The sequence below is a fragment of the Streptomyces sp. NPDC001401 genome (assembly GCF_042895385.1).
Lineage (GTDB): Bacteria > Actinomycetota > Actinomycetes > Streptomycetales > Streptomycetaceae > Streptomyces.
Genome location: NZ_JBIAWI010000002.1, coordinates 511,839 through 538,746, shown reverse-complemented (window position 1 = coordinate 538,746; position 26,908 = coordinate 511,839). Strand labels below are relative to the sequence as shown.

23 protein-coding genes are annotated in these 26,908 nt (G+C 70.7%); 16 read left to right on the top strand and 7 right to left on the bottom strand.

The annotated features are described in order from the left end of the window. Positions 1 to 2: 2 nt before the first annotated feature. From ACFY10_RS10030 to ACFY10_RS10000, 7 genes are all read left to right on the top strand, one after another. Positions 3 to 812 (top strand): SAM-dependent methyltransferase, encoded by an 810-nt coding sequence (locus tag ACFY10_RS10030; RefSeq protein WP_390664924.1) that lies wholly within the window; start codon positions 3 to 5, stop codon positions 810 to 812. Between the two features lie 238 nt (positions 813 to 1,050). Then, positions 1,051 to 2,061, top strand: coding sequence for a substrate-binding domain-containing protein (locus tag ACFY10_RS10025; RefSeq protein ID WP_390664570.1), 1,011 nt, complete (start codon positions 1,051 to 1,053; stop codon positions 2,059 to 2,061). A gap of 172 nt (positions 2,062 to 2,233) precedes the next feature. Then, a complete protein-coding gene (locus ACFY10_RS10020) occupies positions 2,234 to 4,591 on the top strand; it encodes a nitrate- and nitrite sensing domain-containing protein (protein WP_390664569.1) in 2,358 nt (785 codons plus the stop codon). Between the two features lie 15 nt (positions 4,592 to 4,606). Continuing rightward, positions 4,607 to 5,038: a roadblock/LC7 domain-containing protein gene (locus tag ACFY10_RS10015; RefSeq protein ID WP_275773826.1), complete on the top strand. Its 432-nt coding sequence runs from the start codon at positions 4,607 to 4,609 to the stop codon at positions 5,036 to 5,038. A 1-nt stretch (position 5,039) separates the two neighbouring features. Beyond that, positions 5,040 to 5,399, top strand: coding sequence for a DUF742 domain-containing protein (locus tag ACFY10_RS10010; RefSeq protein ID WP_390664568.1), 360 nt, complete (start codon positions 5,040 to 5,042; stop codon positions 5,397 to 5,399). Then, positions 5,386 to 5,988, top strand: coding sequence for an ATP/GTP-binding protein (locus ACFY10_RS10005; RefSeq protein WP_390664567.1), 603 nt, complete (start codon positions 5,386 to 5,388; stop codon positions 5,986 to 5,988). Before ACFY10_RS10010 ends, ACFY10_RS10005 begins: the two co-directional genes overlap by 14 nt. A gap of 155 nt (positions 5,989 to 6,143) precedes the next feature. Next, a complete protein-coding gene (locus ACFY10_RS10000) occupies positions 6,144 to 7,550 on the top strand; it encodes a glycoside hydrolase family 43 protein (RefSeq protein ID WP_390664566.1) in 1,407 nt (468 codons plus the stop codon). 66 nt (positions 7,551 to 7,616) lie between these two features. Here ACFY10_RS10000 and ACFY10_RS09995 read toward each other — a convergent pair whose 3' ends face one another. Beyond that, positions 7,617 to 8,576: an ABC transporter substrate-binding protein gene (locus ACFY10_RS09995; protein ID WP_390664565.1), complete on the bottom strand. Its 960-nt coding sequence runs from the start codon at positions 8,574 to 8,576 to the stop codon at positions 7,617 to 7,619. A gap of 306 nt (positions 8,577 to 8,882) precedes the next feature. Between ACFY10_RS09995 and ACFY10_RS09990 the strand changes: the two genes are divergently transcribed. From ACFY10_RS09990 to ACFY10_RS09975, 4 genes are read left to right on the top strand one after another with little or no spacing between them, the layout of a single operon-like run. Beyond that, the gene (locus tag ACFY10_RS09990; protein WP_390664564.1) at positions 8,883 to 12,011 is read left to right on the top strand and encodes an ATP-binding protein; all 3,129 of its coding nucleotides are present in this window, start codon (positions 8,883 to 8,885) and stop codon (positions 12,009 to 12,011) included. Continuing rightward, positions 12,008 to 12,487, top strand: coding sequence for a roadblock/LC7 domain-containing protein (locus ACFY10_RS09985; RefSeq protein WP_390664563.1), 480 nt, complete (start codon positions 12,008 to 12,010; stop codon positions 12,485 to 12,487). Before ACFY10_RS09990 ends, ACFY10_RS09985 begins: the two co-directional genes overlap by 4 nt. A 16-nt stretch (positions 12,488 to 12,503) precedes the next feature. Beyond that, entirely contained in the window at positions 12,504 to 12,920 is a 417-nt protein-coding gene (locus ACFY10_RS09980; RefSeq protein WP_030940041.1) for a DUF742 domain-containing protein, read from the top strand. After that, positions 12,907 to 13,509: an ATP/GTP-binding protein gene (locus tag ACFY10_RS09975; protein WP_390664562.1), complete on the top strand. Its 603-nt coding sequence runs from the start codon at positions 12,907 to 12,909 to the stop codon at positions 13,507 to 13,509. The genes ACFY10_RS09980 and ACFY10_RS09975 overlap by 14 nt, the downstream gene beginning before the upstream one ends. Before the next feature lie 66 nt (positions 13,510 to 13,575). Here the strand turns inward: ACFY10_RS09975 and ACFY10_RS09970 are convergent, their stop codons facing one another. Genes ACFY10_RS09970 through ACFY10_RS09960 form a run of 3 tightly spaced genes read right to left on the bottom strand, consistent with a single transcriptional unit; the run spans position 13,576 to position 16,099 of the window. Next, positions 13,576 to 14,247: an ABC transporter permease gene (locus ACFY10_RS09970; RefSeq protein WP_390664561.1), complete on the bottom strand. Its 672-nt coding sequence runs from the start codon at positions 14,245 to 14,247 to the stop codon at positions 13,576 to 13,578. After that, positions 14,244 to 14,954, bottom strand: a complete 711-nt coding sequence (locus tag ACFY10_RS09965) for an ABC transporter permease (RefSeq protein ID WP_390664560.1) — start codon at positions 14,952 to 14,954, stop codon at positions 14,244 to 14,246. The genes ACFY10_RS09970 and ACFY10_RS09965 overlap by 4 nt, the downstream gene beginning before the upstream one ends. Next, complete coding sequence (locus ACFY10_RS09960; protein WP_390664559.1) at positions 14,951 to 16,099, bottom strand: ABC transporter ATP-binding protein; 1,149 nt, start codon at positions 16,097 to 16,099, stop codon at positions 14,951 to 14,953. The genes ACFY10_RS09965 and ACFY10_RS09960 overlap by 4 nt, the downstream gene beginning before the upstream one ends. 235 nt (positions 16,100 to 16,334) lie before the next feature. Here ACFY10_RS09960 and ACFY10_RS09955 point away from each other — a divergent pair, with 235 nt between their 5' ends. The 5 genes from ACFY10_RS09955 to ACFY10_RS09935 all read left to right on the top strand — a co-directional run bounded on the left by ACFY10_RS09955 (position 16,335) and on the right by ACFY10_RS09935 (position 22,323). Then, positions 16,335 to 17,102: a glycosyltransferase gene (locus ACFY10_RS09955; RefSeq protein ID WP_390664558.1), complete on the top strand. Its 768-nt coding sequence runs from the start codon at positions 16,335 to 16,337 to the stop codon at positions 17,100 to 17,102. Beyond that, positions 17,099 to 19,165 (top strand): ArnT family glycosyltransferase, encoded by a 2,067-nt coding sequence (locus tag ACFY10_RS09950; protein ID WP_390664557.1) that lies wholly within the window; start codon positions 17,099 to 17,101, stop codon positions 19,163 to 19,165. The genes ACFY10_RS09955 and ACFY10_RS09950 overlap by 4 nt, the downstream gene beginning before the upstream one ends. Positions 19,166 to 19,315: 150 nt before the next feature. Next, a complete protein-coding gene (locus tag ACFY10_RS09945; protein WP_390664556.1) occupies positions 19,316 to 20,272 on the top strand; it encodes an ATP-binding cassette domain-containing protein in 957 nt (318 codons plus the stop codon). Beyond that, positions 20,269 to 21,063, top strand: a complete 795-nt coding sequence (locus ACFY10_RS09940; RefSeq protein WP_390664555.1) for an ABC transporter permease — start codon at positions 20,269 to 20,271, stop codon at positions 21,061 to 21,063. The genes ACFY10_RS09945 and ACFY10_RS09940 overlap by 4 nt, the downstream gene beginning before the upstream one ends. A 33-nt stretch (positions 21,064 to 21,096) precedes the next feature. After that, entirely contained in the window at positions 21,097 to 22,323 is a 1,227-nt protein-coding gene (locus tag ACFY10_RS09935) for a cytochrome P450 (RefSeq protein WP_390664554.1), read from the top strand. On the opposite strand, the gene ACFY10_RS09930 is transcribed toward ACFY10_RS09935, so the two are convergent. Genes ACFY10_RS09930 through ACFY10_RS09920 form a run of 3 tightly spaced genes read right to left on the bottom strand, consistent with a single transcriptional unit; the run spans position 22,313 to position 26,898 of the window. After that, positions 22,313 to 25,411 (bottom strand): ATP-binding protein, encoded by a 3,099-nt coding sequence (locus ACFY10_RS09930; RefSeq protein WP_390664553.1) that lies wholly within the window; start codon positions 25,409 to 25,411, stop codon positions 22,313 to 22,315. The genes ACFY10_RS09935 and ACFY10_RS09930 overlap by 11 nt on opposite strands. Positions 25,412 to 25,463: 52 nt before the next feature. Then, entirely contained in the window at positions 25,464 to 26,204 is a 741-nt protein-coding gene (locus tag ACFY10_RS09925) for an FAD:protein FMN transferase (RefSeq protein WP_390664552.1), read from the bottom strand. Between the two features lie 4 nt (positions 26,205 to 26,208). Then, positions 26,209 to 26,898, bottom strand: coding sequence for an FMN-binding protein (locus ACFY10_RS09920; protein ID WP_390664551.1), 690 nt, complete (start codon positions 26,896 to 26,898; stop codon positions 26,209 to 26,211). Positions 26,899 to 26,908: the final 10 nt, after the last annotated feature.

Here is a 26,908-nt window from a genome sequence, read left to right as displayed (position 1 = left end):
GCATCACTGCAGCCGACAGCGGCTCCGCCGCGGACGGGACCGCGCACGCCGCGCGGATCTACGACTACATCCTGGGCGGAAAGGACTACTACCCCGCGGACCAGGAGGCGGGCGACGCCATGTGCCGGGAGTGGCCCGCCCTGCCGATCCACATGCGGGCCAACCGCGACTGGATGAACCGTGCCGTGCGATGGCTGGCCGAGGAGGCGGGGATACGGCAGTTCCTCGACATCGGCACCGGCATACCGACCTCGCCCAACATCCATGAGATCGCCCAGTCGGCGGCCCCCGCCTCCCGGGTCGTGTACGTCGACAACGACCCGCTCGTCCTCGCCCTCTCCCAGCGCCTGCTGAACAGCACGCCGGAGGGCAGGACTTCGTATGTCGAGGCGGACATGCGCGATCCGCAGGCCATCCTCGACAGCCCCGCCTTCCGCGACACCCTGGACCTGGGTGAGCCGGTTGCCCTGACCGTCGTCGCGATCGTCCACTTCCTCCTCGACGAGCACGACGCCGTCGGCATCGTCCGCCGCCTCCTCGAACCGCTCCCCCCGGGCAGCCATCTGGCGATGTCCATCGGTACCGCCGAGTTCGCACCTCAGGAGGTCGGCCGGGTCGCCCGCGAGTACGCGGCCCGCGACATGCCGATGCGGCTGCGCACCTTCGCCGAGGCCGAGGAGTTCTTCGAGGGCCTCGAACTCGTCGCGCCGGGCATCGTCCAGGTCCACAAGTGGCATCCGGACGGAACGGACGGCGAAGTGATCCGCGACGCGGACATCGCCATGTACGGGGCGGTGGCCCGTAAGCCGTAACGAGCCGTGCCGTAGCCCGCAAACCGTAGACGACCCCCCTGCCAGCCGGAATGCATCATCACGATGCGGCAGCAACAACTCACTCAATGTTGCTGATCACTTGACTACCGGCGGTCACACGCGATTGGCTCCGGCCAGCGAGAGTCAATCCGGACGGTGTACGACGTGTCGGACGTCGTTCGGGGACTCCTCTCGCCGTTCCGCTCTGCTCGGCCGCACAGCGAGGTGCCGCACCCTCATGAACACTCCGCCCCCACCCCCCGCTCCCCACAGATCCGCGCGCATCGCGGCCCTGGCCGTGGCCGTCTGCCTGCTCGCGGCCGGCTGCTCCGCGTCCGGCGGCCGGACCGACTCCGCCGCGGACGGCGCCGGCAGGGCGGGCACCGCCCGTCTCAAGGTCGCCCTGGTCACGCACGCCTCGCCGGGCGACACCTTCTGGAACCTGGTGAAGAAGGGCGCCGAGGACGCCGCGGCGAAGGACGACATCGACCTGACGTACGCCAATGACTCCGACGCGGCGGGGCAGGCCGAGCTGGTGCGGGACTCGGTCCGCCAGAAGGTCGACGGCATCGCGGTGACGCTCGCCAAGCCGCAGGCGATGCGGGGCCCGATCGCCGCGGCCAAGGCGGCGGACATACCCGTGGTCGGCCTCAACTCCGGCATCGACTCCTGGCAGTCCGAGGGGGTCCTGGAGTTCTTCGGGCAGGACGAGAGCCTCGCCGGGCGGGCGGTCGGCAACAAGCTCGACAGTCTCAGGGCCAAGCACGCCCTGTGCGTGATCCACGAGCGCGGCAACGTAGCCCTGGAGGCCCGCTGCGCCGGCGTGAAGAAGACCTTCGACGGCAGGACCGAGATGCTCTACGTCGAGGGCACCGACGCGAACGCGACCGCCGCCGCGATCACCGCCAGGCTGCGGCAGGACCCGACGATCGACGAAGTGGTCACCCTGAGCGCCCAGGTGGCGCTCACCGCGGTGAAGTCGGTCGAGCAGTCGGGCGGCAAGGCCCGTGTCGCGACCTTCGACCTCAACCAGGACCTGGTGAAGGCCGTCGAGAGCGGTGACGTGCAGTTCGCGGTGGATCAACAGCCGTATCTGCAGGGCTATCTCGCGGTGGACGCACTGTGGCTGTACCGGACCAACGGCAACGCGAGCGGCGGCGGTGTGTCTCCGGTGCTCACCGGCCCGGCCTTCGTGACCAAGGCCAACGTGGCCTCGGTCGCCAGGTTCGCGGCGCGCGGCACACGCTGAGCCGCACGCCGAGCGACACTTCGTACATCAATGTCGCGAAAGATTCGGAGACCTGTGGCACGTGCGGTCACTTGTACGGATAGCATCCTGTGCACCCCTTCTCTCCCCGCTCACGGCCATCCCCGTGTTTCCCCCTCCGCCCCCTCCGCTCCGCTGACCGCCTAGGACGACGATGTCTCCACGGACAGGTGCCCGGCGCCGTCTCGGCTCCATACGTCTCTCCCTGATCCTGCTGGCCCTGGTGCCCAGCGTCACCCTCGCCGCGATGTGGGCCCTGACGACCACGCAGATCTTCAACGAGGGGTTGCGCCTGCGGGGGCAGACGGAGCTGAGCCGGTCGACGGGGGCCATGGGCACCGACGCGACGCTCGCGCTGCAGCAGGAGCGCAGCCTGTCGGCCGCCTGGCTGGCCGACCCGCACGGCTCCCGGGCCGCGCTGGACGCGCAGCGCAAGGAGACCGACAAGGCGGTCGCGAAGCTGGTCGGCCAGTCCGACGCGATCAAGAAGGCGCCCGCGCGCATCTCGGACCGGCTGTACTCGGTCGTCGGCTCCGTGGGCAGCCTGGAGTACTACCGGGGCCAGGTCGACGACCCCACCGACATCACCGCCGCGCAGGCGCTGGACCAGTACAGCTCGATCATCGACGACCAGATACACGCCTTCCAGGAGCTCTCCCAGGTCGACGACGGCGACCTCACCTCGCAGGCCGGCCCGCTCGTCGCGCTGGAGCACGCGGCGGAGCTGACCTCCCAGGAGGACACCCAGCTCACTCTGGCCTGGCCGAGCGGGCACCTCGGCGAGAAGACGTGGACCACGTTCGCGCAGCTCGTGAACACCCGGCGGTGGCTCGTCGAGGACCAGATCGTCCCCTCGTTGAAGGGCAGCGCCAAGACCCAGACCGAGCGGATCCTGCAGAGCTCCGACTGGCAGACCCTGCAGGACATCGAGGACCAGGTGCTCGCGGCCCGGTCGTCCGCCGCCGGCGGGAAGGTCCCGCTGCCCGACGTGCAGAAGCGGTGGGCCGCCGCGTTCGGCAAGGTCGGTGACGAGTACACGAAGCTGATCCAGAACCAGACGTCCGGGCTGCTCGACCGCAGCGCCGACAACGCCGACAGCCTGCTGCTCACCGCCGCCTCGCTGAGCGCGGGCGGGCTGATCGCCCTGCTGCTGTGCGTGGGCATGTCCTGGCGGATCACCCGCTCCCTGTCCCGGCGGCTGCGCGGCCTCAGGGAGGCCACCCTGAGCCTGGCCGAGGAGCGGCTGCCGGACGTGGTGGCCCGCCTGGACCGGGGCGAGAAGGTCGACGCGGACGAGGCGACCCCGCCGCTGGACTACGGCCGTGACGAACTCGGCCAGGTGGCGCGGGCGTTCAACAAGGCGCAGCGCACGGCGGTGCACACCGCGGTCGAGCTCGCCGACACCCGGCGCGGCTTCCAGAAGGTCATCCTCGGCATCGCCCGGCAGAGCCAGAACCTGGTCAACCTGCAGCTGACCAAACTGGACGCGCTGGAGCGCAGCCACTCCGACCCGGACGTCCTCAAGGGCCTGTACGAACTGGACTCCACGGCTAGCCAGTTGCGCCGCTACGAGGAGAACCTGGTCATCATCAGCGGAGAGCAGCCGCGGCGCAGCTGGCGCGAGCCGGTCGCGCTGATCGACATCCTGCGCAGCTCCGTCGGCGAGGTCGCCGAGTACCAGCGGGTCGAGGTGCACACCGACGAGGACGTGTACATCGCGCCGCCCGCGGTGGCCGACGTGATCCACCTGCTGGCCGAGCTGATCGACAACGCGACCGTGTACTCGCCGGCGCCGGCCCCGGTCGGGGTGCGGGCCGCGCTGGTCGCCAAGGGCCTGGCCATCGAGGTCGAGGACCGCGGCCTCGGCCTGTCCGAGGAGGACTACGCCTCCTTCAACGCCCAGCTGGCAGTGGAGCCGCAGTTCGACGTGGTGGCGCTCGCGGACGACCTCCGGCTCGGCATGTTCGTGATCGCCCGCCTCGCCACCCGGCACGGCATCGCGGTCACCCTGCGTCCGTCGCCGTACGGCGGCACGACGGCGATCGTGCTGCTCCCGCACGAGATCGTCGTACGGGAGGCGACGCCCGCCGTCTCCGACGACGACGCCCCCGTCGCGGACGAACCGGCCGCCGCGGAGAAGCCCGCTCGGCCCGTACGGGAGCCCCGCCCTGCCGCTCCGGCGCGCACCGCGTCCGCCTCCGCGCCTTCCGCCCGGCGCGACGGCCTCGCCCCGCTCCCGCGCCGCGTCCCCCAGACCAGCCTGGCCACCGAGCTGCGCGAGGAGCCCGTCGGCGGTGAACTGAACGGCCACGCCGAGGAGTTCACCGCGGAGCAGGCCGCCTCCTCGCTCGCCGGTTTCCAGCGCGGCACGCTCCAGGCGCGTGACGACGACTCCGAGACGCAGTACGGCCAGGACCAGGACCACGGGGAAGCACCCGTCACTCGGGAACCGGGTGCACACCCCTCCACCGAAGGCACCACCGTCCCCTCGACTCCGCCCGCCGACCGCTGACGAAGGAACACCGCCATGACACGCCCCATCCCAGCCACCCATACCCAGCTGGACCAGCTGCTGACCGGACTCGTGGAGCGGGTCGCCGAGGTGAACCACGCGGTGGTGCTCTCCGAGGACGGGCTGGTCGTCAGCAAGTCCACCGGGTTCCTGCGCGACGACGCCGAGCGGCTGGCGGCCACCGCGTCCGGGCTGATGAGCCTGAGCAAGGGCGTCAGCATGGACTTCCGCGGCGGCCCGGTGCGGCAGGCGCTGATCGAGATGGCGCACAGCTATCTGATACTGACCTCGGCCGGCCCGGGCGCCCATCTCGTCGTCCTCACCAGTCAGGGCGCGGACGTCGGTGTGGTGGCGTACCAGATGAACATGCTGGTGAAGAAGATCGGCGAGCACCTCAGTGCAGCACCGCGGGCGGGCCTCGGCCCCACCGTCGACTCCGGCGCGTGAGGTGGGCGAAGGCGACACGGACGGCCGCCTGGTACGGCTGTTCGCGCTGACCGGCGGGCGGACCCGGCCCAGCCGTGCCGACTTCACGCTCATCACGACGGTGACCGCGGTGGACCCGCCGCCGACCTGGGCCACCCGGCCGCAGCCCGAGCACCGGCGCATCCTGCGCCGCTGCGCCGAGCCGATCGCCGTCGCGGAACTCGCCGCACTGCTGGACCTGCCGGTGAGCGTGGTCGTGATCATGCTCTGCGATCTGCTGGAGAGCGGCCGCATCACCGTCCGCCCCCCGCACCCCGTCTCCTGCCAACCGGAAGTCCTGGACCTGCTGCAGAAAGTGAGGGACGGCCTTGGCCGGCTCTGACGCCATCACCCGGGCGGCGCCCGACACGGTGAAGATCCTGATCGCCGGGGGCTTCGGCGTCGGCAAGACCACCATGGTCGGCTCGGTCAGCGAGATCGCCCCGCTGCGCACCGAGGAGCCGCTGACCGCCGCCGGCCTGGGCGTCGACGACCTGGACGGCATCGAGGAGAAGACGGCCACCACCGTGGCCCTGGACTTCGGCCGCATCTCCATCGGCAGCGATCTCGTCCTCTACCTCTTCGGCACGCCGGGCCAGCAGCGCTTCTGGTTCATGTGGAACGACCTCGCCCTGGGCGCCCTGGGCGCGGTCGTCCTCATCGACGTCCGCCGCCCGGAGACCAGCTTCGCCGCCATCGACTTCTTCGAACGCCGGAACATCCCCTTCGTGGTGGGCGTCAACGGCTTCTACGGCGACCACCCCTACCCGCCCGACGAGATCCGCGAGGCCCTGGCCCTCCCGGACCACGTCCAGGTGCTGCTGTGCGACGCGCGCGAGCGGGAGTCGTCCAGGGACGTACTGATCGCCCTGATCGACCAGTTGATCGCGTCGGCGGTCCACACAGGTGATCCACGGCAAACGGAAAAGTGAACGGCGAAAATCAGCCAAGCGCGACCGTTTTATTGACGCACACGTGCCACATCCTTAACTTCTGATCGATTTACCGAACTTGGTTCGAGATATCGACCACGATCGGCCGTCGATCGACCCCGTCGGGCACCCCCGCACGCCCCCATGGAGCACGCATGAACGCGACGCCGCACCCCGAGCACCCCCACCCCTCCCGCCGCTCCTTCCTCGGTATGGCGGCGGCCGTTCCGCTCGCCGCCACCGGTGCGCTGGCCCTCGGCGCGGGAACCGCGCGGGCCGCCACCAACTCGGCCTATGTCATGTGCTACTTCACCGAGTCGCCGGACATGCTGGCCGCCAACTACGGCCTGCACCTGGCCGTCAGCCCCGACGGCCTGCAGTGGACCCCGCTCAACCAGAACGCCCCCGTGGCCACCCCGACCGCGGGCTCCACGGGCCTGCGCGACCCCTTCATCCTGCGCAAGCAGGACGGCACCTTCGTCGTGCTCGCCACCGACCTCAAGGGCACCGACTGGACGTACGTCAGCCAGTACATCCACGTCTGGGACTCCACCGACCTGCGCACCTTCACCGGCTACCGGCGGATGAAGCTGCACGACATGGACACCCACAGCTGGGCGCCCGAGGCCTACTGGGACGCGAACCGCGGCACGTACGGCGTGATCTACTCGGCCGTGAACTCCAGCGGCCACAACGTCATCATGGTGAACTACACCAGCGACTTCGTGACCGCGGGCAGCCCCCAGGTCTTCTTCGACCCGGGCTACGACGTCATCGACGGCGACCTGGCGATCGGCGTGAACGGCGTCAACTACCTCTACTTCAAGAAGAACTCGACCCTGGTCGGCGCCCGCTCCACCTCGCTGAACCCGGGCAGCTTCACGGAGTTCAGCACCGCCGTCTCGCACAACGGCACCGAGGCCCCGACCCTGGTCAAGTCCCTGACGTCGAGCTCCACTTGGTACCTGTGGGGCGACACCTGGTCGCCGAACGGCGTCTTCTACGCCTGGCAGACCAGCAGCCTGGCCGCCGGCACCTGGACGGCCCTCGACCAGAAGATCTACACGCAGCCCCTGAACTCCAAGCACTGCGGCATCCAGCCGATCACCGCGACCGAGTACAACAACCTGATCGCCAAGTGGGGCACCCCCGCCTGGAACCGGCTGAAGTCCTACAACTATCCGGCCCGCTACGTCCGCCACTCCAACTTCGTCGGCCGGATCGACGAGTACGCCTTCGACCCGTACACCGACTCCCAGTGGAAGCTGGTCCCGGGCCTCGCCGACAGCTCGGGCGTGTCCTTCCAGTCGGTCAACTACCCGACCCGCTACCTGCGGCACTACAACTACGCGCTCCAACTCGACGTGAACGACGGCACGTCGACGTTCGCCGCGGACGCCACGTTCTACAAGACCGCGGGCCTCGCCGACTCCTCCTGGTCGTCCTTCCGCTCGTACAACAACCCGACCCGGTACATCCGCCACTCCGACTTCGTCCTGCGCATCGACCCGATCTCGACCACCACCGAGAAGCAGGACGCGACCTTCTACGTCGGCTACTGACCCGGTCCGCGCATACGACGCGGGCGCCCCCGCAGTGGGGACGCCCGCGTCGTATGCGTTCGGGGGTCAGCCCAGGCCGGCCGACTTCAGCCAGGCCTTGGCGACGTCCAGCGGGTCCTTGTTCTCGAGCTGGACCTGGGAGTCCAGGTCGAGCAGGGCCTTGGTGTCGAGCTTGGCCGAGACCGCGTTGAGCGCGGCCACGCCCGCGGAGGACAGGCCGCTCTTGTAGACGAGCGGCTGCACATTCTCGAACCCGAAGAGGTTCTTCGGGTCCTGCAGGACGACGTGCTTCTCCTTGGTGATGGTCGGGTCGGTGGTGAAGAGGTCCGCGGCCTGCACCGTGTTCTTCTTCAGCGCCGCCTGGGTCAGCGGGCCGCCCGCGTCCAGCGCCTTGAAGCCCTTGAACTCCAGGCCGTACACGGACTTCAGGCCCACCAGGCCCTGCTGCCGGGTCTGGAACTCGGGCGAGGCGCCGATGGTCAGGTCCTTCGCGATGCCCTCGAGGTCCGCGATGCTGGACGCGGACGTCAGCTTGTACTTGTCGGCGGTGGCCTTGTTGACCGTGACCGAGTCCTTGTCCTGCGCGGAGGCAGGGTCGAGGAGCGTCAGCTTGGAGTCCAGCTTGGCCTCGATCGCGGCCGTGGTCGCCTCGACCGTCTTCGGCGCGGCCTTGGCGTCGAGGTAGGCCAGCAGCGCGCCGTTGTACTCCGGCAGCACGGTGATGGAGCCGTTCTTCAGCAGCCCGTATGTCGTCTCACGGCTGCCGATGTTCGGCTTGTAAGTGACCTTGACACCCTTGGCCTTCAGGGCCTCGCCGTAGATGTCGGCGAGCAGGATGCTCTCGGCGAAGTTGTTCGAGCCGACGACGACGGTCTTGCCGTCGGACTTGCCCCCGTCGAGCGGGTTGGAGGAGTTGCTGTCGTTCGAGGAGCCACATCCCGCCAGCAGGGCCGTGGTCGCGGCGAGCGCGACGGCCGTCGCGGAGTAGCTCTTGATGGACCTGCTGCGTGCGGCGTTGGAAGTCACGATTCCCGTTCCGGACTCGGGGGATTGATGAGAAGCAAACTCTGGAACTGATCCAATCCAGCCTGTTCTTACTCAGTCAAGAGCTGCCTGGTCACCGATTGGCCTCAATGCGTGATCAGTTGTGAATGCAACGTGAACAGAACGGGATTGAAACAGAGGCGCTTTGTAATCGATTCTTGACGTAGGGCAACGTGCTTGATCATTCAATGAGGCGATAGTCTCCACGCAGCCCAACGATCAGAATCGGTCATACGCGTGCATCCGGGGGGCCGCGCGCGCGGAGACCCACCCCATGAAGGAGGCCCGGTGTCCGCGTCCGAGGTGGACGGCATACGGGGCTTCGCCGACCGGTGGTCGTTCCGGCGCAAGCTCAACCTCCTGGTCGGCGTACCCCTGGCCGTCGTGGCCGTCCTGCTCTCCTATCTCATCGCCGGCCAGGTGGGCCAGGCCCGGGACGCGGCGTCCGCGGCGGATCTCGTGCGCAACAGCGAGCAGGTGGCCTCGCTGGTCAACGACCTGGAGAGCGAGCACCAACTGGCGATCCTGCTCTCCGTGCGCTACGAGGCCAAGGGCCGCGGCGTCCAGTCCACGCTCTCCGCCTACCGCAAGGCACAGGACGCGGTCGACACGCAGATCGCGAAGGTGCGCAAGGCCTTCGGCGACGCGCTGCCGGACAGCGCGGCGCAGGCGCTGAAGGAGGTCGAGGGCCTCACCAGCCTGCGCGGGACGGTCGAGCAGAGCTATCTGCCCGCGAGCAATATCGACCCCGCCTACGACAACGCCGCCAGGACCGTGATCGCCGGTCTGGGCCTCGACCGCAACGCGGAGCTTGCGGCCACCTTCACCGGCAACCTGCTGGACTCGCTGCTGCGCGCCGACGCCGCGCACGGCTCCTTCGAGACCGGCGTGTTCTCCGCGACGACCGGTGACACGAACGCGCAGATCGAGTTCACGACCGCAGTCGGCGCGTACCAGCTCTACACCAACCAGGCCGAGCGATTCGCCCGGTTCGCCACCGAGCAGCAGGCCGACGAGCTCTCCGGCATCGAGCACACCCGCGCCCAGCAGGACATCGCCGAGGCGTACGCCGAGCTCCAGGTCGCCCCCAGCACCCTGCAGGCCACCACGCCGGCGGAGATCAAGGCGGCGTTCCAGAAGGCGCTGAGCGACTATCCCGCCTACCCCGAGCAGGCGGCGGCCCGGCTGAAGATCACCTCGTCCCTGATCGGCCAGATCGCCGACGGCGCCGACCACGCCTCCACCAAGGCCTGGTGGCGCGCCGGCCTGCTGCTGACCGCGGCCCTGCTCGGCTTCGTCCTCTGGCTCGCCTTCTCGGTGCTGGTGCGCCGCTCGGTGGTCCGTCCGGTACAGGCCCTCACCGGCGCCGCGCAGGAGGTCGCCGAGGTGGCGGGCCGCGAACTGGCCCGGGTGGCCGACGACGACGCCGAGGACGACAGCCCGCCGATGCTGCGCGAGATGCCGGTCACCGCGGACGACGAGATCGGCGAGCTGGCCGAGGTGTTCAACCGCGTGCAGACCACCGCGATCGCGCTGCTGGAACGGCAGGTGCTCAGCCGCCGCAACGTCGCCGAGATGTTCGGCAACGTCGGCCGCCGGGTCAGCAACCTGACGACTCGTCAACTGGCTCTGATCGACGCGGTGGAACGAGGCGAGACCGACCCGGCCCTCCTCGAACGCCTCTACTCCATCGACCACATCGCCGTCCGTCTGCGCCGCAACGCGGACAGCCTGATGCTGCTCGCCGGCATCCGCGAGACGGTCCTCGACTCCGGTCCCACCGCCCTCACCAACGTCGTACGTGCCGCGCTCGGCCAGATCGAGGGCTTCCAGCGGGTACGGCTGCATGCGCGCACCGAGGTCATGGTCGAGCCCGACATCATCGGCGACCTGACGCTGATGGTGGCCGAACTCCTCGAGAACGCCGTCTCGTTCTCGCCCGCGGGCAGCCCGGTCGAGGTGTACGTACGGGACACCTCCGGCGCGGAAGCGGCCCTTGCGGGCGGCGCCTCCATCGTCATCTCCGACCACGGCCTCGGCATGAGCGCCGAGCGGCTCGCCGAGGAGAACGCCCGGCTGATCCGCCGCGAACGGCTGGACGTGGTGCCGACGAAGGTGCTCGGCCTGTTCGTGGTCGGCACGCTGGCGCGCCGCTGGGACGTCGGGGTCGAGCTGACCCGCACGCCGGGCGGCGGTATGACGGCGGAGGTGACGGTTCCGTCGTCACTGCTGCTGACGATGAGCCCGGTCGGCACCACGGCGGACCGGGGCGAAGTCACCGCGGGGTCGGCAGGGCGGGCGCCCGGCGCGCCACTCACCGGCACCCGGACCGCCGACGAGGGGTCCGACCGGGCCGCTGACCTGCCGGTGCCCGGCGCCGTCGCCGGCCCCCGCCGGTCCGCCGCCGTCGAGGAGACCAGCCGACCGGCGGACGACCCCGGGTACACCGGCCACCCCGGACCGCTCCCCCGCCGGGTACCGCGCCGGGAGGCGGCGGACGAAGCACCGAGCACAGCCACCACGGAGGCGCACGCAGCACCGAACAGCTCTGCGCCGGTCACGTCGACGGCCGAGGCGCCGCACACACTCGCCACGGGACCGGCAGCGGACGCGAGCCCGACCGCACCCACGCCCGGTACGGCCACGGCCGAGGCGCCCAGCACGGCAGCAGACGCGGCACCGCACACACCTGCCACGAGGGCGACCGCAGACGCGAGACCGACCGCACCCACGCCCGAGACGGCCACGGACGAGGCGCCGGGCAACGCAATCGACGCGGCACCGCACACACCCGCCACAGGCGCGGCAGCGGACGCGACACCGACCGCACCCACGCCCGGTGCGGCCACGGACGAGGCGCCCAGCACGGCAGCGGATACAGCACCCCGTACCCCCGCCACGAGGGCGGCCGCGGACGCGACACCAACCGCACCCGCCCCGCATGCGACGACGGACGCAACGCCCCCTCTCCCCTCCCGGTCCGGCTCCGGGCAGGCCCCGTTCGTCCCCCAGGCCCGCGCCGAGGGGGCCGGCGACGTGAGCCACTCGCGGGCCGAAGACACAACCCCCGCCCGCTCTTCGGGGGTTGGGCCAGAGGTATCGTCTTCCCAGGTCACCCCCGGCACGACAACGCTGTCCGCCCCGGCCGGGACCGGCCGGGCGCCCCTGGGCGACGGCTCCTCGCGCCCCCTGCGTCGCCGCGTCCGCGGTGCCACTCTCCGTACGACCGTCGACGCCGCCGCCCAGCAGGCGGCGCGGCAGGCCCCGCGGCCGGCCGACGCCGACGCCGTACGGGACGCACTCGACGAGTTCGAGGCGGCCGTGGAGCGGGCGCACCGCGACAGCGCCGCCGGCAGCCGGCCCGCGACCACCGACCCGCACGACCAGAACCACCTCCCGGAAGGAGCCGAGCAGTGAGCATGTCGACAGGCGACAAACCTCCCACGGGAGCCACCACGCACGCCGAACTGCAGGCCGCCGCAGCCGACTTCACCTGGCTGCTGAACCGTTTCGCGACCGAGACCGCAGGCGTCGTCGACGCCATCGCGGTGTCGTCCGACGGGCTGCTCATCGCCGTGTCGGAGCTGCGCGAGCACGCCGACTCCGAGCGGCTGGCCGCGATCGTCTCCGGCATCACCAGCCTGGCCGCCGGCGCGTCCGGCAACTACGGCCTGGGCGGCCTCAACAAGGTCATCATCGACCTGGAGGGCGGCCATGTCCTGGTCTCCGCGATCGGCAGCGGCGCCGTGCTCGGCGTCGTGACCGACAAGGAGGCCAAGCTGGGCAACATCGCCTACGAGATGACGCTGTTCGCCAACCGGGCCGGCAGCGCGCTCAGCCCGCAGCTCGTGCTCGCGCTGAAGAACAGCGTCGGCTCGCCGACGGCCCTCTGACCGGGACGGGCGACCCATGGCGGACGGCTCCCCACCTCCGGGCCCCGACCCGGTCGGCCCCGCCCCCGCCGTACGGCCGTTCCTGGTCACCGCCGGCCGGGTGGCGCCGACGGCGTCCGGCCGGCCGATGCCGGTCGAGACCCAGGTGGTGGCCACCGTCGAGGGGCTCGCCGTGCTCGACGGGCTCTCCTTCGAGCAGCACGACATCGTCGCCGCCTGCCGGCTGCCGCAGTCCGTCGCGGAGCTGGCGGCCCGGCTGCGGCTGCACCTCAACGTCGTGCGGGTCCTCGCCGAGGACCTGCGCGCCGCCGGGCATCTGACGGTGTACGTGCCCGACGTCGACGTCACCCACGACGCATCCGTCCTGCGCAGGGTGATCGATGGCCTCCGCGCCATCCCGAACTCCCGAGGGGTACTCCGTGACACCGACTGAACCGGCCGCCCTCGCCCCGGCCGACCCGGTGGCCGCCGTACGACCGCCGCTGCCGGTCAAGATGGTGATCGCGGGCGGTTTCGGCGTGGGCAAGACCACCGCCGTGGGCGCGATCTCCGAGATCGAGCCGCTGACCACCGAGGCCGCGATCACGGAGGTCGCGGCGGGCGTGGACGACCTCAGTCACACCCCGCGCAAGACCACGACCACGGTGGCGATGGACTTCGGGTGCATCACCATCGACCCGACGCTGAAGCTGTATCTGTTCGGCACGCCGGGCCAGGAGCGGTTCGGGTTCATGTGGGACGACATCGTGGAGGGCGCGGTCGGCGGCCTCGTCATCGTGGACACCCGCCGACTCGACGACTGCTACGCGGCCGTCGACTACTTCGAGCACCGCCAGATCCCGTTCGCCGTCGCCGTCAACGCCTTCGACGGGAAGGTCGAGCACACCCTGGACGAGGTCCGCTGGGCGCTCGACGTCGCCGAGCGCGTCCCGGTGATCGTGTTCGACGCCCGGGAGCGGGGCTCTGTGCGGGACGCTCTGCTGGTTGTGCTGGAGCTTGCGCTGGCGCGCACGCAGGGCTGACGCCCCCCACCGGCCCTCGTACAGCTGCGGGTCTGTGGGGGCTTGTCGCGCAGTTCCCCGCGCCCCTTAAGGGGCGCTTCTGCGTACCCCTGGCGACACCGTGAACCGCGCCACCGCCCCGAACAAGCCCAGCGTCAGCAGCGCCAGGACCGCCACCAGCGTCGCCCCGCCCACGACCTTCTCGTAGTTGCGCTGGTAGAGGCCGTCGACGATGTACCGGCCAAGACCGCCAAGAGAGACATACGCGGCGATGGTGGCCGTCGAGACGATCTGGATGGCCGCCGAGCGCAGGCCGCTGAGGATCAGCGGGAGTGCGACCGGGAGTTCGACCTGGAAGAGGATGCGCGGCTCGGCCATGCCCATGCCGCGGGCCGCGTCCACCGGGGACGGGTCGACGGAGCGCACCGCCTCGTAGGTGGTGACGAGGATCGGCGGGACCGCGAGGACGACCAGCGGGATCATCACGGGCGTCAGACCGAGGCCGAGCAGCACGAACATCAGCACCAGCAGGCCGAAGCTGGGCAGGGCGCGCCCGGCGGTGGCGATGAACGCCACGGTGTTCCCGCCGCGTCCGGTGTGCCCGGTGAGCAGGCCGAGCGGCAGCCCGATGGCGGCGGCGATGGCGAGCGCGGTCAGCGAGTACTGGATGTGCTCGCTCAGCCGGGTGGGGATGCCGTCGTAGCCCTTCCAGTGGGCGCTGTCGCTGAAGAAGGCGTTGATGAAGTGGAGGACGTTCATCGGACGGCGTCCTCCAGAGCGGCCGTGACGGGTTCGGGCTCATCCACGGGACGTGGTTTACGGCCGCCGCGCGGCATCCAGGGCGTGACCAGGATGCGTACGACGACCAGCAGCGCGTCGGCGAGGATGGCGAGGACGGCCGTGCCGATCACCGAGAGCCAGACCAGGCGCGGCTGGTGGTAGATCATGCCGTCGTTGAGCAGGTTGCCCAGGCCGCCCTGGTTGCCGATCAGCATGCCGACGCTCACCAGGGAGATGCTGGAGACCGTCGCCACCCGCAGCCCGGCGATGATCGCGGGCGCGGCGATCGGCAACTGCACCTGGAAGTACCGGCGTACGGGCCCGAGGCCCATGGCGGTGGCCGCGTCGAGCGTCTCCTGCGGCACGGACCGGACGCCGTCCACGATCGCCGGGACGAACACCACCAGGCTGTAGACGCCCAGCGGGATCATCACCGTCGTCTCGGTCTGACCGGTGTAGTCGATGAGGACGACGAAGAAGGCGAGCGACGGGATCGCGTAAAGGATCGTCGTCACCCACAGCACCGGCGGGTACAACCACCGCAGCCGCACGCACAGCTGGGCGATGGGCAGCGCCACGACCAGTCCGCCCACGACCGGGATCAGGGCCTCGCGCAGATGCAGCCCGACCAGACCCCAGTACGTGTTCTGGAGGTCGCTCGGTATGTCGAACAGGCCGCCGCTCATCCCGCGACCTTCGCGTCGTCCGCATCGTCCGCGTCGCTGCGGCCCTCGGCGTGCGCGGTGCGGATCGCCTCGCCGATGGTCTGCTGCGAGACGACGCCCGCGACCCGGCCGTCGGCACCCACCGCGACGGCCCACCCGGTGGGCGAGAGCACGGCGCAGTCGAGCGCGGCACGCAGCGACTCCTTGCCGTGCTCGAAGGGGCGCCCGTACGGCAGGAGCCGCGCCGGGTCGATGTCGCCCGCGGTCAGCGTCGCCGGCTCGCTCCAGCCGAGCGGCTTGCCGTCCACGTCGGTGACGAGCAGGTACGGCACGTCGTTCGCGCTGCGCTCGGCGATCTGCTCGGCGGTGGAGTCGACGGCAACGATGGGGGTGGTCAGGAGGTCGAGTCCGGCGGAGGAGAAGAACGACAGCCGCCGGATGCCGCGGTCCGCGCCGAGGAAGTCCTCGACGAACGCGTCCGCGGGGTTGGACAGCAGCTCGGCGGGCGGCGCGAACTGTGCGAGGTGACCGCCGGTGCGCATCACGGCGACCATCGTGCCGATCTTCACCGCCTCGTCGATGTCATGCGTGACGAAGACGATGGTCTTGCCCAACTCCCCCTGGATACGCAGGAGTTCGTCCTGCAAGCCCTTCCTCACCACCGGGTCGACCGCCGAGAACGGCTCGTCCATCAGCAGCACCGGCGGATCCGCGGCGAGCGCCCGCGCCACGCCGACGCGCTGCTGCTGACCGCCGGACAGCTGGTAGGGGTATCGCTTGGCGAGGGAGCCGTCGAGCCCGACCCGCTCCATCAGCTCCCGGGCCCGCGTCCGCGCCTTGTCCTTGCTCCAGCCGAGCAGCCGGGGCACCGTGGCGATGTTGTCGATGATCGTGCGGTGCTGGAAGAGGCCGGCGTTCTGGATGACGTACCCCATGGACCGCCGCAGCGTGTTCACCGGCTGCTGCGTGATGTCCTTGCCGTCGAGGGTGATCGTGCCCTCGCTCGGCTCGATCATCCGGTTGATCATCCGCAGGGTCGTCGTCTTGCCGCAGCCCGACGGTCCGACGAAGACGGTGATCGAGCGGTCGGGTATCTCCAGGGAGAGGTTGTCGACCGCCACCGTGCCGTCGGGGTAGCGCTTGGTGACTGAATCTATCCGTATCAAAACGCCGAATACCCTTCGGGTCTGGACCGTTGGAGGCAGAGTCTAGACCGCTTTTGTTTCACGACTCCTGCCGGAGCATGGCCAAATTCATTCGCCGCGCCGAACCGTCCCTGCAGGCCGGAGCCTTGGGGTCCGACAGCACTCACCCATGACCTGCCTGTGAGTCCGCTGATTCTCACTCTCCGCTCAGAAGCCGCTCAGCGATCCCACAGGCATGGCCCGGATCGTCATGGCCATGAACGAAACGAACGCGGGAGGCGTCCGGCGGCGGTCGGTCGAGATCGTGGTGCCGGTGTACAACGAGGCGCACGTCCTCGCCGACAGCATCGGCGGTCTCCACGCATACCTGGAAGAGTCCTTCCCGTTCCGGATCACGATCGCGGACAACACGAGCACGGACGGTACGAAGAAGGTGTGGGCCGACTCCACGGCGGACGTCGTCGCCTACATGGACGTCGACCTGTCCACCGGTCTCGAGGCCTTCCTGCCCCTGGTCGCCCCGCTGCTGACCGGGCACAGCGACCTCGCCATCGGCAGCAGGCTGCACCGGCAGTCGGACGTGGTGCGCGGCACCAAGCGGGAGTTCATCTCCCGCTCCTACAACCTGCTGCTGAAGGCCGGGCTCGGCGCCCGTTTCTCCGACGCGCAGTGCGGCTTCAAGGCCGTCCGCACCGACGTCTTCCGGGCCCTCGCCCCGCACATCGAGGACACCGCCTGGTTCTTCGACACCGAGCTGCTGGTCCTGGCCCAGCGCAACCGGCTGCGCATCCACGAGGTTCCGGTCGACTGGACCGACGACCCCGACAGCCGGGTCGACATCGTCCGTACCGCCGTCGACGACCTCAAGGGCATGCGCCGGATGTTCCGGTCCACCGTGGCCGGCCGTACCCGAATCGCCGTACCCCGGCGGAACAGCACCGCGCAGGTGCCGGCCGCCCGAAAGACCTCCGAAGTCCTGCCCATCGGGGCGAACGCCTCTTCCCACCTGGAGTACGCGTCATGACGACCCTCGCCCCGCCCCCCGCGCCCGCCCAGGAGGGCAGGCACCGGGCCTCGACCCCGCCGGTCTCCCGGGTCGGAAGGCTGTTCACCGGGGCCCCCGAGGACCCCCGCTGGGCCCGTCCCGCCCTGTGGGCGATCCTGGTCCTGGCCACGGCCCTGTACGCCTGGAACCTGTCCTCCATCACCGGCAACACCTTCTACAACGCGGCCGTCTACTCCGGCACCAAGAGCTGGAAGGCGTTCTTCTTCGGCGCGCTGGACTCCGGCAGCTTCATCACCGTCGACAAGCCGCCGTTCGCCCTGTGGGTGATGGGCCTGTCGGCCCGGGTCTTCGGGTACGGCACCTGGCAGCTGATGCTGCCGATGGTGGCCGTGGGCACGGGCTCGGTGGCCCTGCTGTACCGGCTGGTCAAGCGGGACTTCGGAGTCGTGGCGGGCACGATCGCCGCGCTCACGCTCACCCTCACGCCCATCACGGTCGCCATCAACCGTGACACCAACCCGGACCCGATCCTCGTCTTCCTGATGCTGCTGGGCGCGGCCGCGCTGCTGAAGGCCGTGCGCACCGGGCGGCTGATGCCGATGGTGTGGTCCGGCGTCGCGATCGGCTTCGCCTTCAACACGAAGATGATGCAGGCGTACGTCGTGCTGCCCGCGTTCTTCCTGGTCCATCTGTGGGCCGCGAACATCTCGCTGGGCCGCAGGATCCGCAACCTGGCCGTCGGCACGGTGGCGTTGATCGTGTCCAGCGCCTGGTGGATGGTGATCGTCGACCTGATCCCTGCCTCCTCCCGTCCCTACGTCGGTGGCTCCACCGACAACACTGTCTGGGACCTCGTCATCGGCTACAACGGCTTCGGCCGGATCTTCGGGGCGAGCTCGTCGGTCGGCTCGCAGGGCAACGGCGCGAGCTTCGGCGGCAGCGCGAGCATCTACCGGATGTTCAACGACATCATGGGCGGCCAGATCTCCTGGCTGATCCCGTTCGCCGCGATCGCCCTCGTCGGCGGGCTGGTGCTGCGCGGCCGGGCGCCTAGGACCGACGCCAAGCGGGCGGCGCTCATGCTCTGGGGCGGCTGGTTCGTCCTGCACTACCTGACGTTCGCCCTCGCCGAGGGCACCTTCCACCCGTACTACGTGACCGCCATGGCTCCCGGTATCGCTGCCCTGGCCGGTGCGGGCGGGGTCATGCTCTACAAGGCCTTCAAGGAGGGCTCGGTCGCGAAGTGGGGCTGGGTGCTCCCGGCGGCGATCGCCGTCAGCTCGGTCTGGGCGATCGTGCTGCTCCAGCGGGTCTCCGGCTCCGGCACGCTCTACACGGTCGCTGAGATCGTCGTCGGAGTCGCCGGTGCGGCGGCGGTGCTCGGCCTGCCGGCCGGGCGGTTCATGAAGCGGCAGAAGCTGCTCGGCTTCGCGGCGCTGGCCGCGATCGTGGCCCTGCTCGCCGGGCCCGCCGCCTACTCCGCCTCGGCGGCGACGACCGCGAGCAGCAACGGCACCAACCCGACGGCCGGTCCCAACACCGGTGGCGGCATGGGCGGCGGCCCGAGCGGCAGCAAGGGCGGCGCGCCGAGCACGAGCGGCAGCAAGCCGAGCGGGAACGCCCCGAGCGGCTCCAGCAGCGGCCAGTCGATGGGTCAGCCTCCGAGCGGCAGCAGCTCCAACTCCTCCTCCAGCAAGGGCTCTTCGTCCTCCTCGAAGACCGGCGGCGGCCAGATGGGCGGTGGCACTCAGGTCACCTCCGGCATGATCACGTACCTGAAGAAGCACCAGGACGGCGCCACCTGGCTGGTGGCGGTGGCCACCGACCAGACGGCCTCCTCGATCATCCTGGAGTCCGGCCAACCGGTCATCTCCATGGGCGGCTGGTCCGGCAGCGACAACGCCATGACCCTCGCCAAGCTCAAGAGCCTGGTGAAGTCGGGCAAGCTGCACTACATCGTGGTCAGCAGCAGCGGCGGCCAGTCCACCAACTCCGAGATCTCGACCTGGGTGAAGAAACACGGCACGGCCGTGAGCGCGTACAGCGGCCTCTACCGCCTGGACGCCTCCGACGTCAGCTGATCCCCATCCCCCACCCCCTGACGGGCGGGCCGCCGGACTCCCCTGCCGGCGGCCCGCCCTTCGCCATGTCCGCCTCCGGTTTCAGCCCACCTGCCGCACTGAAACCGCCGTGAAGCCGCCCTGAATCCGGCCTCCCGCAAGCTCTGCGGCATGAACCCGACGACAGCAACGGCGATCGAAGCCACCGCACTGCGCAAGGCATACGGCGACAAGCTCGTCCTCGACGGCATCGACCTGCACGTCCCGCGCGGCACGGTCTTCGCCCTGCTCGGCCCGAACGGCGCCGGCAAGACCACCACCGTCCAGATCCTCTCCACCCTCATCCGCTCCGACGGCGGCACGGCCCGGGTCGCCGGGCACGACGTGGCCGCCGCCGCGCAGTCCGTACGTGCCGCGATCGGCGTCACCGGCCAGTTCTCCGCCGTGGACAACCTGATCACCGGCGAGGAGAACATGGCGCTCATGGCGGACCTGCACCACCTGGACCGCCGCGAAGGCAGCCGCGTCACCGCCGAACTCCTCGCCCGCTTCGACCTCGTGGAGGCCGCGAAGAAGCCCGCCTCCACCTACTCGGGCGGTATGCGCCGGCGCCTCGACATCGCGATGACACTGGTCGGCTCGCCCGAGGTGATCTTCCTCGACGAGCCGACCACCGGCCTCGATCCGCGCTCCCGCCACACCATGTGGCAGATCATCCGCGACCTGGTCGACAGCGGGGTCACCGTCTTCCTCACCACGCAGTACCTGGAGGAGGCCGACCAGCTCGCCGACCGCATCGCCGTCCTCAACGGCGGCCGGATCGTCGCCGAGGGCACGGCGGACGAGCTCAAGCGTCTCGTCCCCGGCGGCCATGTCCGGCTCCGCTTCCTCGACCCCGCTCAACTCGCCCGCGCCGCCCAGGTGTTGGACGTAGGAATGCGGGACGACGAGGCACTCACCCTCCAGGTCCCGGGCGACGGCAGCGTCCACACCCTGCGCGCCCTGTTCGACATCCTCGACGGCGCCTCCGTCACCGTCGACTCACTCACCGTCCACACCCCCGATCTCGACGACGTCTTCTTCGCGGTCACCGGCCGCCCCGACCACGAGAAGGTGCAGGCCCGATGAGCACGAACCTCCAGACCCTCCACACCCGCGACTCCCTCACCATGCTGCGGCGCAACCTGCTCCACGCCCGCCGCTACCCCTCCATGACGCTCCAGGTCGCGCTCATCCCCGTCTTCCTTCTCCTGCTGTTCGTGTACGTCTTCGGCGACGCGCTCGGCACCGGAATCGGCCAGGGCGGCGGCCGTACCGCCTACCTCGCCTATCTCGTCCCCGGCATCCTGCTGATGACCGCGGGCACCGGAGCCGTGCCGACCGCGGTCGCCGTGTGCACGGACATGACCGAGGGCATCGTCGCCCGCTTCCGCACGATGGCGATCTCCCGGCCGTCCATCCTGGTCGGCCATGTCGTCGGTTCGGTCATCCAGACGGTGATCAACCTGACCCTGGTGACCGCCGTCGCCCTCGCCATCGGCTTCCGTCCGAACGCGGGCTTCCTGGAGTGGCTGGCGGCCATCGGGCTGCTCGTCCTCTTCGTCCTCGCGCTGACCTGGCTCTCGGTCGGCCTCGGGCTGATCAGCAAGACGCCCGAGGGGGCCAGCAACGCCCCGCTGCCGATCTCGTTCCTGCTGCCCTTCGTCAGCAGCACCTTCGTGCCCGTGGACTCGATGCCGTCCTGGATCCGCTGGTTCGCCGAGTACCAGCCGTTCACCACGGTCATCGAGACCGTACGCGGACTGCTCACCGGCACCGAGATCGGCCACAACGGCTGGATGGCGGTGGCGTGGAGCGTGGCCATCGCGGTCCTCGGATTCGTGTGGTCGCTCCGCCTGTTCGACCGCGACCCCAGCTGAAGCTCCGGCCAACTACCAGGAAAGGGAAGCAACATGACCACCGACGCCCTCCACCTCACCCCCGAACTCGTCGAGAACCCCCTCGGCGCCTACGCCGACCTCCGCGCCCGCCCCGGCCTCGGCCACGTCGTACTCCCTGGCCTGAACACCCCCGTACGGCTCGTCACCCGCCACGAGGACGTGAAGGCCGCGCTCACCGAACCGCGCCTGGTCCGGGACAGATCGACCGTCCCCGACTCCGAAATGCCGGATCCGCAGGCCGAGTTGCTGGCTTCAGGGCTGGAGGGCCTGCCGGAGGAGTACGTCCAGTACCTCTCCGGCCACCTGGCCCTCTTCGACGGCGACGAGCACACCCGCCGCCGCAGCCCCCTCACCCGCGCCTTCACCGCCCGCCGGGTGGCCGCGCTCCGCCCCTTCGTGCAGAAGACGGCACAGGAGCTGATCGAAACCCTCGGCGAACGCGAACAGGCCGACCTGCTGGGCGAGTTCGCCTACCCGCTGAGCACGGCCGTCATCTGCGCGCTCGTCGGCGTGGACGCGGCCGACCAGGACAAGGTCTGCGGCTGGATCCGGGACTTCGCGTACGGCGACGGCAGCCGCGTCCTCGAAGGGCTCGGCGGTGTCGTGGAGTACACGAAGGACCTGGTCGCCCGGCGCCGCGCCGAACCCGCAGACGACCTGGTGTCGGCCCTGCTGGCGGACGGCGGCATGACGGACGACGAGATCGTCACCGTCTTCTTCCTGCTCATCAACACCGGCATCACCCCGCCCGCCCTGTTCCTGGCGCACGCCCTCCTCGCCCTGCTGGACCACCCCGACCAGCTGGCGAAGCTCCGCGCCGAGCCCGAACTGCTCGGCCGCGCGGTACCCGAACTCCTCCGCCACGTCACGCTCGTACGCATGGGCGCCACCCTCTACGCCACCGAGGACTTCGTGTTCGCCGGCACCCGGCTGAGGAAGGGCGAGGCGGTGACGGTCGCGCTGTTCGCCGCGGATCACGACCCGGCCTCGTACGACTCCCCCGAACGCCTCGACGTGACAAGGGAGTTCGGCCGCGGGGACGGCCACCTGGCCTTCGGGCACGGCCCGCACTACTGCATCGGCGCGGCGCTCGGCCGGCTGGTGACGGGGGTCGTGTTCGAGGAGCTTCTGGTACGGCGGTCGGCGGCACCGGAGCTGGCCGTGGACCGTGCGCAGGTGAGATTCGGGCACTGGCCCGGCGACGGCTTCCACCTGCTGAGCCTGCCCGTCAGGCTGTGACCCGCACCAGGCCGAGGGCGGCTTTCCGAAGCCCCTCCGCGTCCAGGGCGGCGTACGTGGACTCCGCGTCCTCGTAGGCCGCCTTGTCGGCGTTCTCGGCGGCCGCGCGGGCGTGCGCCGAGGACATCGTGGGCTGGAAGTTGCGCAGGGCGCGGAAGCGTTCGGCGAGGGCGGTCAGACGGGCACCGCGAGCGCCGTCGCCGTCGGCCAGGGCGACCGCACCGAGGGCGAGCAGCAGCGCGCCGCACACCGGGAAGTCGACCGTCACGTAGTGCGGGGCGGCCGTGGGGCGGGTCAGGAGGGCGGTGAGACGGGCGGGCAGCGCGGCGGCGAGGGGGGCGACGAGGTCGGTGCGGCCGTGCCGGGCGTGCGCGGTGAGGGCGACCGACTGGAGTTCCAACACCCAGCCCTCCATGACGAGTTCGTCGCCGAAGACCGGGCTCGAACCGTGCTCCAGCCGGCCCAGCGCGCGGCGCCACAGCCCGAGCCCCGTCTCGACGTCGCCGCGCGCGAGGGCCATCTCGGCGCGGGCGCCCAGGTCGGGGGTGAAGGCGTCGGAGGCGGTGCCCTCCGGCTGGTTGCGCAGGGCCTCCTCCAGCCAGTGCTCGGCCGCGTCGAGGTCACCGGTCTGCAGGTTGGCGAGCATCAGACCCCATCGCATGCCGATCGTGTCGCTCCACTCGCCGAGGCTCTCCAGGGCGTCCAGGGCACGCTCCATGTGCACCAGAGCCTCGCCCCCGCGCTCGGTCTGCAGGCACAGTTCGGCGAGGCGGGAGGCGGGCCAGATGCGCAGCAGCGGGATGTCCCCGTCGCCGAGCGCCTCGACCATGCGGCGGGCGGCGGCGAGGGCAAGGTCCGGCCGGTGCTCGCTCTCCCACACATAACTGGCCACGCAGTTGGCGACGCCTGCTAGCAACGGCTTGTCGCTGTCGCACAGTTCGGCCAGCGCATCGTGGTCCGCGAGCACCCGCGGGAAGGCACACAGCACGGCCGCCACCGCCCGCACCATCGTGTCCGGCTCGGCGGGCGGCAGCCGGCGCAGGGTGACCAGGGTGCGGACGGCGCCCGGTCCGACGCCCAGGAACAGGTTGGCGGTCAGCAGGGCGGCGGCGGTGCGGGTCGGCTCGACGTACTCGGGGGCGGGCCGGTAGTGGGACAGGGGCCGGGCGGTGTCCTCGGTGAGGGCGATCATCCGGGGGTAGTTGGTCTCCGTGGTCCACAGGCCGCCGAGTACGGCGGTGACGGCGGCGACGGTGTCCAGGTCGTCGACGGCCAGCGCGAGCCGCAGCGCCTGGACGAGGTTGTCCTGCTCGGCACGGATCAGCTGCCAGGACGCGAACGGGTCGGTGCCGAAGGGAGCGTCGTGATGGGCGACGCCGAACTCCCTTGCCCAGTACAGAAATCGGCCCGTGACCGCCTCTTCCCGGTATACGGCGGCGAACTCACGGACCGTCTCCAGCATGCGGAAGCGGGAGCCGTAGGCCGTGTCGGCGACCTTCAGCAGGGACTGGTCGACCAGGTCTTCCAGGATCTCCAGGGCATCGTCGACGAGTTGCCCGGCGGCCTCCGCGGTGAATCCGGCCGGGAAGACGGACAGTGTGGCCAGGGCGGACCGCGCCGGCTTGTCTAGGAGGTTCCAGCTCCAGTCGACGACGGCGTGCAGGGTGCGGTGGCGCTGCGGGGCGTCCCGGGAGCCGCCCCGCAGCAGCGCGAACCGGTCCTCCAGACGCCGGGCGACCTCCGCGACGGACATCACCCGCACCCGGGCCGCGGCGAGTTCGACGGCCAGCGGCAGCCCGTCGAGGCGGCGGCACAGGGCGGCCACGGTGTCGGCGGGCAGGTCGGCGTCCGGGCGGGCGGCGCGGGCGCGCTGCTCGAACAGCTCGACGGTGGTGACGGGGTCCAGCTCGGGCAGCGGATACACGGTCTCGGAGGACAGCCCGAGCGGCGCCCGGCTGGTGGTGAGGATCCGCAGGTCCCGGGTCCTCGACACGAGGGCCCGGACCAGGTCGGCGACCCCGGCCACCACCTGTTCGCAGTTGTCCAGGACGAGCAGCGCGGGTCCCGAGCCGAGGGCGCCCACGATGCCGGCGACCGGTTCGGTGCCGGAGGCGTCCAGTGCCGAGGCGACCTCGGCCGCGACATCCGCGTCCTCGCGGACTCCGGCGAGCGGCACCAGGTGTACGACCCGCTGCTCGGCGTCCCGGGCGACGGCGCTCGCGAGGCGGGTCTTGCCGAGGCCGCCGGGTCCGACGACGGAGGTGACGCGGGCCGTGTGCAGGAGCCGCGTCACCTGGGCGACGTCGGCGTCCCGCCCGAGCAGGGGGTTGGGTTCGTGCGGCACGCCGCGCCGGACGACCGGCGCCTCGCCGCGCAGCAGCTCCTGGTGGAGTTCCTGGAGGGCCGGGCCGGGGTCGGTGCCGAGGGTGTCGCGGAGGCGGCGGCGGTGGGTGTCGTACGCGGCCAGGGCGGCGGCAGGACCTGCGGTGGCCGTCTGGCAGCGCATCAGCTCCAGGAGGAGTTCCTCGTCGCGGGGCTCTGCGCGGGCCAGTTCGGCGAGCGGGCCAAGGGCCTCGTTGCGGCGGCCGGTGCGGGAGAGGGCGAGGGCACGGGAGCGGGCGAGGGAGCGGTGGGTGGAGGCGCGTGCGGCGCGCAACTCACCGACGGGATCGCCGAGTTCGGCCGCTGCCTCCGCCGGTGCGCCGTCCCACAGCGCCAGCCCCTCCTCCGCCTCGGCGAGGGCACCCGAGTGGTCCCCGGCCCGCGCCTTCTCCGCACTCGCGGCGGCGAACAGCACAACCGCACCCGTGTCGACCTGGTCCTCGCGCAGGGCGAGCCGGTAACCGGTGGGGGTACTGGCGATGACCTCGGCGCCGAGCTGCTTGCGCGCCCGCGACACCAGGATCTGCAGGGCCTTCGTCGGGTTCTCGGGCTGCTCGTCCGGCCACAGCCCGTCGACCAGCCGCCCGGCGCCGCACCCGGCCCGCAACTCCCCGGCCAGCAGGGCGAGCAGCCCCCGCAGCCGCGGCGCGGTGATCTCCTGCCCCCGGTGGGAGACGGACGTCAACAGCGTCAACTCGATGGTCACCGCGCCAGGTTAGTCACCCCCCGGGCGGCACAGCCGGCGGAGCGCTCAGGGGTCAGGCAGCCGCCGGCGAGGCCCCGGCGACAGGAAACCCTTCCGTGCGCAGCACATGGCCCCCGGCGTCCACCGCGAAAACCTCGCAGCCCGGCAGCGAGGCGGCCCACTCGATGCCCTTCGCCCCCATCGCGAACGCGGCCGTGGCGACCGAGTCCGCCTCCGTCAGGGTGGCGGCCACGACCGTCAGGCTGAGCAGCCCCGTCGCCGGGAGGCCGGTGCGGCCGTCGATGATGTGGTCGCCGCGTTCGTAGCGCGCGGAGGTCGCCACCGCCCCGTCGGTGAGCTCCAGGACGGTGCACAGCTTGTCGGCGTGTTCGGGGTGCCGTACGCCAACCCGCCAGGGGCCGCCGGCGGCGACCACGTCACCGCCGGCGTTCAGGACGAACCTCTTCGCGCCGGCCGCCCTCAGCAGCTCCGCCGCCCGCTGCACCGACCAGCCCTTGACGACGGCGCAGGGGTCGAGGCGGCGGCCGGGCAGCCGTACGTCGAACGCGCCGCCCGTCGCGATCCGGTAGTGCTCGCACAGGTCGAGGACCTCGACGAGGTCGTCGCTGAGCTCGTGGGACTCCAGCTCGCCCCGGCCGTGGCGGGACACCTCGCTGTCGGGCCTGAACGGGCTGAACCGGGTGTCGACCTCGCGCAGCCACGCGAAGACCGCGTCGCCGGCCGACTCCGGAACGTGCTCGTCGTCGACCCGGAGCGAGACGGGGAAGCTCATGACATGTTCGACGCGGTGCATCGGATCACTCCTCCCCATCTATCGCGGCCTGGAGGGACTTCTTGTAGGCGTCGCTGGTGATCGTCGCACCGGACACCGTGTCGATGTCCGCACTCTGCGCCTTCAGCGTCTCCGCGACCAGCTTCGGCACCGCGGCCGTCGTCTGCGGATGGTTCGGCTGCTGCAGCATCTTCACGGCGGTGATCTCGTCGCCGTCGTCGAAGGTCACCTGGACCTGCACGGGACCCTTGGAGGTGTTCACCGTCGGGCCCGACACGGTCTGCCCGGAGTCGTCGGAGGAGGCGGAGCCCGAAGAGGACGAGGACGACTTCGAGTTCGCGTGGTTCGAGTCGATCGCGGCTTGGAGGGACTTCTTGTAGGCGTTGCTGGTGATCGTCGCACCGGACACCGTGTCGATGTCCGCACTCTGCGCCTTCAGCGTCTCCGCGACCAGCTTCGGCACCGCGGCCGTCGTCTGCGGATGGTTCGGCTGCTGCAGCATCTTCACGGCGGTGATCCTGTCGCCGTCGAAGGTGACCTGGACCTGCACGGGGCCCTTGTCCGTCTTGACCGTCGGGCCCTTGACTCGGGTACCGGAGGAGGAACCCGAGGACGAGGAGACGGAGGGCGGGGTTACGGGAGCCGACGGCTCGTAGCGCCAGACGGGGACGAGGCCCGCGATGCTCAGGACGACGACAGGTATGGCTCGCTTCACGATGTCTCTC